General features: G+C 40.3%; 7 protein-coding genes. 5 read left to right on the forward strand and 2 right to left on the reverse strand.

What is annotated here, in order from left to right; genetic code table 11:
* Positions 1 to 31 precede the first annotated feature (31 nt).
* Positions 32 to 1,216, reverse strand: coding sequence for a CDF family manganese efflux transporter MntE (gene mntE / locus PAN07_RS09300; protein WP_269797731.1), 1,185 nt, complete (start codon positions 1,214 to 1,216; stop codon positions 32 to 34).
* 307 nt (positions 1,217 to 1,523) lie between these two features.
* Between mntE and PAN07_RS09305 the strand changes: the two genes are divergently transcribed.
* The 4 genes from PAN07_RS09305 (at position 1,524) to yaaA (ending at position 7,269) form a co-directional block, all read left to right on the forward strand.
* Positions 1,524 to 4,220, forward strand: coding sequence for a cation-translocating P-type ATPase (locus PAN07_RS09305; protein ID WP_269797732.1), 2,697 nt, complete (start codon positions 1,524 to 1,526; stop codon positions 4,218 to 4,220).
* Between the two features lie 117 nt (positions 4,221 to 4,337).
* Positions 4,338 to 4,748, forward strand: coding sequence for a peptide deformylase (locus PAN07_RS09310; protein WP_269797733.1), 411 nt, complete (start codon positions 4,338 to 4,340; stop codon positions 4,746 to 4,748).
* Between the two features lie 11 nt (positions 4,749 to 4,759).
* On the forward strand, positions 4,760 to 6,355 hold the full coding sequence (locus PAN07_RS09315; RefSeq protein ID WP_269797734.1) for a hypothetical protein: 1,596 nt from the start codon (positions 4,760 to 4,762) through the stop codon (positions 6,353 to 6,355).
* 185 nt (positions 6,356 to 6,540) lie between these two features.
* Positions 6,541 to 7,269, forward strand: a complete 729-nt coding sequence (yaaA, locus tag PAN07_RS09320; RefSeq protein ID WP_125448148.1) for a peroxide stress protein YaaA — start codon at positions 6,541 to 6,543, stop codon at positions 7,267 to 7,269.
* A 51-nt stretch (positions 7,270 to 7,320) separates the two neighbouring features.
* Here the strand turns inward: yaaA and PAN07_RS09325 are convergent, their stop codons facing one another.
* Positions 7,321 to 8,805 (reverse strand): M protein trans-acting positive regulator PRD domain-containing protein, encoded by a 1,485-nt coding sequence (locus PAN07_RS09325; RefSeq protein WP_084861819.1) that lies wholly within the window; start codon positions 8,803 to 8,805, stop codon positions 7,321 to 7,323.
* 216 nt (positions 8,806 to 9,021) lie between these two features.
* Here PAN07_RS09325 and PAN07_RS09330 point away from each other — a divergent pair.
* Positions 9,022 to 10,601, forward strand: a 1,580-nt coding sequence (locus PAN07_RS09330; RefSeq protein ID WP_269797735.1) for a YSIRK-type signal peptide-containing protein, incomplete at its 3' end; no start/stop codon positions are given.

Genomic DNA, 10,601 nt, shown 5'->3' on the forward strand with positions numbered 1-10,601 from the left:
TAGAAAAATCCCGTCTCATGACAGGATTTCTCTATTCTTTTTTGGTCTCTTGATGAAAGACATTTTGCCAAGTTTCGTGGCGACGCCAGATACTGGTATGGACGATACCATCTAACTCATAGCAGATGAGTTTGGTCTTTTGACTGATGGAAGTGATCTGAATATCCTTGATAGCTGAATTCAAATCTTTTTCAGCTTTATAAGCCTCTTTATCCATCTGCTCTCCATCCTGACGAATATAGATAAAATCGTCAGCTAAGAGTTCTTCCAGTTGATTTCCCTGATCAATCAATTGTTCGCGCATGAGCAATTTTTTATAGACATTGTCTAAAATCTCATCCTCAGGGATAGGTGCTGGCTCGATATGGACATCGGTATCAAAGACGCCAAAACGTTCCTCCAGCATAGACTCGACTTGATCCGCGATTTCATGACTCTCAAAAACAGACAAGTCAGGATTCATTTCTAGCGTAATATCAAGGTAAATGTTGCTACCGTAGGTGCGACCTCTTTGAGATTTAACCTTGCTAATTTTGGGAATTTCCATAATGGCCTTTTGATAGTCCTCAAGCAGGCGGTCGTCAAAACCATCGGAAAGGCTAAAGGAAGACTCGATAAAGATATCATAGGCAGTCTTCAAGATAAAGAAAGTGATGATAATGGCAACCAGTTTATCCACAATGGGATAATTGAAACTGCTGGCCAGGATGGCAATGGTAGTACCAAGTGAGGTAACAGCATCAGAAAGATTGTCCTGGGCGGCAGCCTTGAGTGCCTTGGAGTTGGATTTCTTACTGAGGCGAGTATTGTAGAGATAAACTAGAAACATAATCGCTGCAGAAATGATTCCTAGAGTTGCACCCAGAGGGTCAATAACCGTTTCTTCATGACTGAGAATCTTTTGAATGGTATCCCTTAGAACATCAAAACCAACATAGAACATGATGATGGAAGTGACCAAGCTAGCCAAATCCTCAATCTTCCAGTGGCCAAAACGGTGGTCTCGGTCTGCAGGCTGGCGCGCCATCCGGATTCCAATCAAGAGGGCCACATTTCCAATGATGTCCGACACGTTGTTAAAACCATCGGCCACCAAACTGGATGAATGAAGGAGGTGACCAGTTGCTAATTTGGCTGCAGACAAGATCAAATAGGTCGAAATACTGATAATGGCCCCACGCTCAGCTAACTTGAGATTTGAGATAGATTGCTTCATTCAACTTCCTTTCTAGTCATATAGCATTCTACCATTATACTGGTTTTCAAGGGAAAATTCAAATAAGTCATTTTTTACTCTTTGAAAACTTTTCAAAATTTGGTATAATAGTACTACTCAAGGGAGTAGCTGGCAGAAACCTGTGATAGTGTCGTCATTCCGAATTTTATACTGAAAAGTATGCTTTCCGGCACTATCTTAAACAGCGAGACTTGTTATGATTAACAGGTCTCTTCTTGTTTGTCGTGAAAAGATGCGATGAGGGAAAAGAGAGTCTGTTTTGCACACAATGTCAAGGAGGAGACACATGTCAAAAGAACAAAAACGCCAAGCGTTTTACACTCAGAGTCCTGAAGAGGTCTTGAAGGCTGTGGATGCGACCGAGCAAGGTTTGTCATCAAGTGAGGCGGAAAAGCGCCTTGCAGAATTTGGCCACAATGAACTCGAAGAAGGCGAGAAACGATCAATCCTGGTCAAATTTATCGAGCAATTTAAGGATTTGATGATTATCATCCTAGTTGCTGCAGCAATCTTGTCAGTCGTGACTTCTGGTGGGGAAGATATCGCAGATGCCATTATCATCTTAGCCGTGGTAATCATCAATGCTGCCTTTGGTGTTTACCAAGAAGGGAAAGCAGAAGAAGCTATCGAAGCCCTCAAATCCATGTCTAGTCCAGCTGCCCGCGTTCTTCGTGATGGTCATATGGCGGAGATTGATTCTAAAGAATTGGTACCAGGTGATATCGTCGCTCTCGAAGCTGGTGATGTAGTACCTGCAGACCTACGTTTGCTAGAAGCTAATTCTCTTAAGATCGAAGAAGCTGCCTTGACAGGTGAGTCTGTGCCAGTCGAAAAAGACTTGACAGTTGAACTTGCTGCAGATGCTGGTATTGGGGACCGTGTCAATATGGCCTTCCAAAACTCAAACGTGACCTATGGTCGTGGGATGGGTGTTGTTGTCAATACAGGGATGTACACTGAAGTTGGTCATATCGCTGGTATGCTTCAAGATGCGGATGAGACAGATACACCACTTAAACAAAACTTGAACAACCTTTCTAAAGTCTTGACCTATGCTATCTTGGTTATTGCACTTGTTACTTTTGTAGTGGGTGTTTTCATTCAAGGGAAAAATCCACTCGGTGAGTTGATGATCTCTGTTGCCCTTGCCGTTGCAGCTATTCCAGAAGGGCTCCCAGCTATCGTAACTATTGTTCTTGCCCTTGGTACTCAAGTTTTAGCCAAACGAAACTCAATCGTTCGTAAGTTGCCAGCAGTTGAAACTCTTGGTTCAACAGAAATCATCGCTTCTGATAAGACTGGTACGTTGACCATGAACAAGATGACCGTTGAAAAAGTCTTCTATGATGCAGTCCTACATGACTCAGCTGGTGACATTGAACTGGGTCTTGAAATGCCGCTTCTACGTTCAGTAGTCTTAGCTAACGATACTAAGATTGATGTCGAAGGCAATCTGATTGGTGACCCTACTGAAACAGCCTTCATCCAGTATGCCTTGGACAAGGGCTACGATGTTAAAGGTTTCTTAGAGAAATATCCACGTGTGGCTGAGTTGCCATTTGATTCTGAACGTAAGCTCATGTCAACAGTTCATCCACTTGCAGATGGACGCTTCCTCGTAGCTGTTAAAGGTGCGCCAGACCAACTCTTGAAACGTTGTGTTCTTCGTGATAAGGCTGGGGATATTGCTCCGATTGACGAGAAGGTTACAAACCTCATTCACACAAACAACTCTGAAATGGCCCACCAAGCCTTGCGTGTCCTTGCAGGTGCTTATAAGATTATCGATAGTATTCCAGAAAACCTGATCTCTGAAGAGCTTGAAAATGATTTAATCTTTACTGGTTTGATTGGGATGATTGACCCTGAACGTCCTGAAGCTGCTGAGGCTGTTCGTGTGGCTAAGGAAGCGGGAATTCGTCCAATTATGATTACAGGTGACCACCAAGATACTGCAGAAGCTATTGCCAAACGTTTGGGAATCATTGATGCAAATGATACAGAAGGACACGTTTTAACTGGTGCTGAGCTCAACGAACTATCTGATGAAGACTTTGAAAAAGTCGTTGGTCAATACTCTGTTTATGCCCGTGTGTCTCCAGAACACAAGGTTCGTATCGTCAAGGCTTGGCAAAAACAAGGTAAAGTCGTTGCCATGACAGGTGATGGTGTCAATGATGCGCCAGCTCTGAAAACAGCCGATATCGGTATCGGTATGGGAATCACTGGTACAGAGGTTTCTAAGGGGGCATCTGACATGATTCTTGCAGATGATAACTTTGCGACTATCATCGTCGCAGTTGAAGAAGGACGTAAGGTCTTCTCAAATATTCAAAAGACTATCCAGTATCTGCTTTCTGCCAATACTGCTGAAGTATTAACTATCTTCCTATCAACCTTGTTTGGTTGGGATGTCTTACAGCCAGTTCATCTTTTGTGGATTAACTTGGTAACGGATACTTTCCCAGCTATCGCTCTTGGTGTTGAACCTGCTGAGCCTGGTGTCATGAACCATAAACCACGTGGACGCAAGGCAAGCTTCTTCTCAGGTGGTGTTTTGAGTTCTATCATCTATCAAGGTGTACTCCAAGCAGCAATTGTTATGAGTGTTTATGGTCTTGCCCTTCTTTACCCAGTTCATGTGGGTGACAATCATGCCATTCATGCGGATGCTCTTACTATGGCCTTTGCAACCCTTGGCTTGATTCAGCTCTTCCATGCCTACAATGTCAAGTCTGTTTACCAATCCATCTTGACAGTTGGCCCATTCAAGTCTAAGACCTTCAACTGGTCCATCTTGGTATCCTTCATTCTTCTCATGGCAACAATCGTCGTAGAACCGCTTGAAGGAATCTTCCACGTAACCAAACTAGACTTGTCACAATGGGGAATCGTTATGGGCGGTAGCTTCTCAATGATTATCATTGTTGAAATCGTTAAGTTTGTTCAACGTAAACTCGGTTTTGACAAGAATGCGATTTAAAAAGAAAAAGTCATCTTCGGATGGCTTTTTGCTACAGTTGAGGGAAAGGGCTTGCAGTTATCGGCTTTTGTGCTATAATTGCTATAATATAGTAAAAAGCAAGAGGGGTGTGAGGAAGTGGAAAAGAAAATTGTGAAGGATATTTTGTTTTTATCTCAGGTATCTCAGCCGGCAAGTCAGGAAGACCTTTATCTTGCCAGAGATTTACAGGATACGCTTTTAGCAAATCGTGAGACTTGTGTCGGTCTGGCTGCCAATATGATTGGGGTGCAGAAGCGCGTGATTATCTTTAATCTTGGTTTGGTTCCTGTGGTCATGTTTAATCCAGTACTTCTGTCCTTTGAAGGACCTTATGAGACAGAAGAAGGCTGTTTGTCTTTGACTGGGGTTCGATCGACGACCCGTTATGAAACGATTACGGTATCCTATCGTGACAGCAAGTGGCAGGAACAGACCATTACCTTGACAGGCTTCCCAGCCCAGATTTGCCAGCATGAACTGGATCACTTGGAAGGACGAATCATTTAGGAGGAAAGCAAATGAAACGAATAGTCTTCGAACTTATTTTTATCGCAACAACTTGGTATATATTTTTACCGCCTCTTAACCTGACCAGCTGGGAGTTTCTCTTTTTCCTCTGTGGGCATTTACTGGTTGTAGCAGTTTTATTTGGCTTTGGCAGAGGAATCAATCTGGTCAAAACGGTTCATGTGCGCCACGGCAAGGCGGAAGCTGCCTTAAATCTAGAGGATGTCAAAATCAATCGGTTAGGGAAAATTCTTCTAGCTTCTATTGGAGGAATTTTGCTCTTGGCTGGCTTGGTTTCCTTGGTGACTTCCAGTATTTTTCAGGCTAAAAATTATGCCAATGTAGTCACGGTTACGGAAAAAGACTTTACTGAATTTCCTAAGAGTGACACCAGTAAGGTTCCTATTTTGGATAGAAGTACTGCTGAAAAAATTGGGGACCGCTACTTGGGTTCCCTAACGGATAAGGTTTCGCAGTATGTGGCGGCAGATACCTATACCCAATTGACGATTGATGGGAAACCTTATCGAGTGACGCCACTAGAATACGCAGATCCTATCAAATGGTTTAACAATCAGGCCAAGGGAATCGGTGAGTATATCAAGGTGGACATGGTAACTGGGAATGCGGACTTGGTGGACTTGAAGACACCCATCAAGTATTCAGATTCAGAGTATTTTAACCGTGATGTCAAACGTCACCTGCGCTTTAAGTATCCAACCAAAATCTTCAAAACTCCATCTTTCGAGGTGGACGATGAGGGCAATCCTTTCTATGTAGCAACGGTTTACCAAAAGCAATTTGGACTTGCTGTTCCTCGTCCTGTTTCAGTCATTATCTTGGATGCTACAAATGGAGAAACCAAGGAATACAGCTTATCAGATGTTCCAGAATGGGTGGACAGAGTTTATCCAGCTGAGGAAACCATTGAGCAAATCAACTACAACGGCAAGTACAAGGACGGGTTCTGGAATGCTATGATTTCCAAGAAAAACGTGACCCAGACTACCAAGGGCTATAATTACTTGTCTATCGGCAATGACATTTATCTCTACACAGGTGTGACGTCAGCCAATGCGGATGAGAGTAATCTTGGTTTCATCCTTGAAAATATGCGAACAGGGGAAATCACTAAGTATAGCTTGGCTTCTGCGACCGAAGAATCAGCCCGTGAATCAGCCGAAGGTGCTGTTCAGGAGAAATCCTACAAGGCAACCTTCCCAATCCTCATCAACCTCAATAACAAGCCTCTCTACATCATGGGCTTGAAGGACAATGCTGGCTTGGTCAAAGAGTACGCTTTGGTTGATGCAGTCGAGTACCAAAATGTTATCGTAGCTACTACAGTAGAAGAACTGCTCAGCAAGTACGCCAATAAAAACGACCTTGAAATTGATAATGAAACCACAGAAAGTATCAAGGGTGTGGTAGCAGACCTCAAATCAGCTGTTATCAAGGGCGACACCGTCTACTTCTTTAAAGTTGATGGCAAGATTTACAAGGTTAAGGCCTCAGTATCAGATGACCTCCCTTACCTCGAAAATGGTAAAACCTTCGAAGGTCAAGTAGGAAAAGACAACTATCTCAAGACCTTTAAAGTGCAGTAAGGGAAGAGGCTGGGCAAAAACTCAATTTCAGGAAAAAATGAAGTAAATCTTTTCATAATAAAACGCATAGTATCAAGGTTTTTCAACACCGGATATTATGCGTTTCTCTGATTTTTAAGCCTTTTCCCAGTCTCTTTTCAGATGAACTTCTTGGTAGTGGTAAAAAAATATGCTACACTATTAATATGAAAATTTTAATCCCAACAGCAAAAGAAATGAACACAGACTTGCCGAGTATCGAAGTAACTCCTTTAAAACCAGAAAGTCAGGCCGTACTTGATGCCTTGGCCCTCTATTCTGCTAGTCAATTGGAGAGTTTTTACAAGGTATCAGCTGAGAAAGCGGCGGAAGAATTTCAACATATCCAAGCTTTGAAAAGTCAAACTGCTCAACACTACCCAGCCTTGAAACTTTTTGATGGGCTTATGTACCGTCATATCAAGCGAGACAAACTGACTGAGGTAGAACAAGCCTATCTTGAAAATCATGTCTTTATTACCTCGGCTTTGTACGGAGTCGTTCCAGCCTTGTCACCCATAGCCCCTCACCGTTTGGACTTTTTGATGAAATTAAAGGTCGCTGGTAAGACTTTGAAGAGCCATTGGAAGCAAGCCTATGATGAGGCTGTGAAGCAGGAAGAAATGATTTTCTCTCTATTGTCATCCGAGTTTGAGACTGTATTTTCTAAGGAAATCAGAGAAAAAATGGTGACCTTCAAATTCATGGAGAATAGAGGTGGTCAGTTGAAGATTCATTCAACTATTTCTAAGAAAGCGCGTGGTGCCTTCTTGACAGCTCTGATAGAAAATCAAGTACAGACGGTGGAGGAAGCACGTCGCTTAAGTTTTGCAGGATTTACCTACCGAGAAGATTTGTCCCAGCCACAGGAATTGGTTTTTGTAAAAGAAGTATAGAAATCAGATAAGAGAAAAAGTCAGCAGAATCATGCTGACTTTTTTGATAACTTATAAAGTATTGGATATATGAATCTCATTTGATAAACAGTTAAGATGATTAACCAAATCCATGATTGACAGATGATTTCGACAAATAAACTTCTTGGTAATTCCTGGAATATAGAAATTAGACACGATGATATCGTAATCTGTCTGATTTAAAATCTCAGGACTTGTTTTCAATTCATCCCAAGTATCGAAGGTAAAGCGGTTATTACAGTAATAGGAAAGCATATCAACAAAGGTAAGGGATATAGCATGGTCAAAGTTACTGATAATCAAAACCTTGATAGGTGGTCGATTTTCTAACAACTGAGTAGAGAGGTTTTCAGCATGGGTCAATAGGGTATACGTCAAGTGTTCCAACTGTTCAGGATGGTCATGCTGTCCAATTGCCTGACGATATTGAGCCAGTTCTTGACGTGCACTTCCCATAAAGTCTGGGAAGTAAACTTCGAATTTTTTAATCGTCAATGCTTTTTGTTCAAATAAGATTGGGGTAGAAAAGATTTCCTGTCTTTCAAAGAAAGCAGTGTTGTGTAAATGCCAAATCAGCTCATCGTGGTTAGTAAAAGTAATCTTATATTGTTTTGCTAGACGTTCTAATATTTGACTCAGTAATTGGTAAGAGTGTCTTGCTTCACTGTTATCTTCTATAGAGTTGAAGAATTCTTGAGGATCTAAGAAAATGTTACTTTGAATAAAGGAAATAAAAATTTGTGCAATGATATCTGGAGTGATTTCAAGTTCAAATACTTGAGAAAAATAGCCTAGTATCTCTTCAAAATTTGGAATACTTTCCAAAATAGGGTAGTATTCATCGTAGAAATGATTTGGTAAGTCGATAAAATGACCATTTTTGATGCGGTAAATACTGATAGCTATCATCAGTTTGTACATTCTATAAATTGAAAATCGCATTGGATAATTCGTGATTTTATAGAAGAAGTCAACAAACTCTGTTAAATCTTCCTCAGGAAGGTCAGGAAAAGGCCAGTCTAAGAAATAATAGCGCTCAGAAAAGTATTGAGCAAAAAAATAGCGTATATCAATCTCATTCCCACGTATCTCGGATGGAGTAAATGATAGTTCAATTTGGAATTGAGTTGACAGAGTTTTTGAAATGTTTCGACCCAATCGATAGAGATTAGCATTACTAGAGTGAAGATTTTCTATTGTTCGATAAATAGGTAACCCCTCATTGAAGAACATATACTCTAGTAATTGAAAAGATTGAGAATGAGCTAGAAAATATTGATATACAACTTCTACACTAGTGTTAACTTCTAAATCTATCATGATTCCGTTAACAGAAGATTGGATGTCGATAGTTGGAAATGCAGCACGCAATTCATTTAAATCACTTTTTAAGATTCGCTCAGTACATCCTAACTTGTCGGCAAGTTCATGTAATTTCAACCAATCGCGATGTTGAATTAGGATTTTCATTAAACGTAATTGTCGCTGATCTTTCGTGGATAAAAGGTTTCTCATAAGGGTATTTCCTCCTTAATTTATTATATCATTTTTCTGTTTTTAATCAACTATAATGTTAGAGCTAAAAAAATGTTCCGACGATTCAAAAAAAAGAGAATATAATAACTGGCTCTGAAAATCAGAAATACGATATAGTAATTCCTTGGATAGTGTTGATTTATATATTAAATAGTTGTAGAGTAGGAATTATAAAATATTACTTAGGAGTTCAAAATGAAACATTCACATAAGAAATCATTTGACTGGTATAGTATGCAACAACGATTTTCTATTCGTAAGTATCACTTTGGTGCAGCGAGTGTTTTACTTGGTACAGCCTTGGTCTTAGGATCAGCTGCTAATGCTCAAACTGTACAAGCTGATGAAAATGGTTCTGAAAATACAAAGACAGTTAAAGCTGATAAGTTCGATGATTCTGCTAAGATTGCGGAAAAGCAAAGTACAAATACTAAGTCAGAGAAGTCTTATGCAGCTCCATCTGTTTCAAATCCAGTGGAAGTAACTCCAACTAAATCTGAAGATGTTAAGGCACCAGCAGAAAAAGTTGAAGAAGCTAAAAGCCAGAAAGAAGAAGTACCTTCTAATAATGCTGTTGATAAGACAAAATTATCAGCGGCTCTTTCGCGTGCAGAAAAATTGGAAATTAAACTGTACACTGAAGAAAGTGTAAAACGTCTTCAATCTAGTATACAATCTGCTAAAGAATTACTAAATAAAGCAGATGTGACAGAATCAGAATTATCTCAAGCAGAGTCTGAACTTCAAGCTGCAGTTATTGCTTTGGAACTCAGAGGGACGACTACGACTAAAGTTATTGATAAAACTGAAGTAGTGAGCAAAATTGAATCTGCTGAAAAGAAAAATGCAGAATCAAAAGTAGCTGAACAAACTTCTGAAGTAGACAAAGAGTCAGAAGAAAAAGATAAAATTGCCTTAAAACCTGTAAAGGGGCTTCGAGTTGAAGATGCAAAGGCAAATAAAAAAGGCGGGTGGAATATTCCGTTAGATCAAGAAGCACGCTTAAGATTAAAGAGTGCTATTGAGGCTCATGCCGCACAAGGTAGTTCGCGTCGTCGGAAACGTGCTATCGGAGATTTGGATTATACCTTCAAGAAAGTTATGACCCCAGTTAATCCAGGTTTTTACGCAGATGCCAAGAGTGTTGATGAGTTAACAGTTAACCCAGACTATATAAATGAAACAGTTGTCAACGTTTGGTATAAAGACTTAGGTTATATCAATTTAGTCGACAAAGATGGACATTACATCAATTCAAATGGTGAAGTAGTAGAAAATAAAGAAGCAGCTGTCCGTAGACAATACAAAAATGATTTTAATGACACAACAAGAGCAGATGTTACTGAAATTCCTCAAGTACCAGTTGGTTGGAAAATTAGTGACAACCAATCTATTCATGGATATGATGCAGAAACAAAAACTATTGATCCAAACGATGATAATGATTTAGATGCTGTTGGTAAAGACTCTAATGTAGTCATTGAAAAAGAAAATCAAAAAGCTATTATCCGTTACGTAAGCACTAACGGTAACCGTGTTCTCACAACAGATGAAGTAACAGGTAAGTCAGGTGAAGCCATTGCCTACAGCACAACAAGTCAAATCACAGAATTCAAGAAACAAGGCTATAACCTTGTCAGCGATGAATTCACAGCGGGTGGTGCTAAGGTTTATGACTACGATACAGCACGTGACCAAGTCTACACTGTAACCCTTTCAGAACGTGTTGAACCAGTTAACCCAGATAACCCAACTCCACAACCAAACACACCAGT

The organism is Streptococcus sp. SM5 (assembly GCF_027497975.1).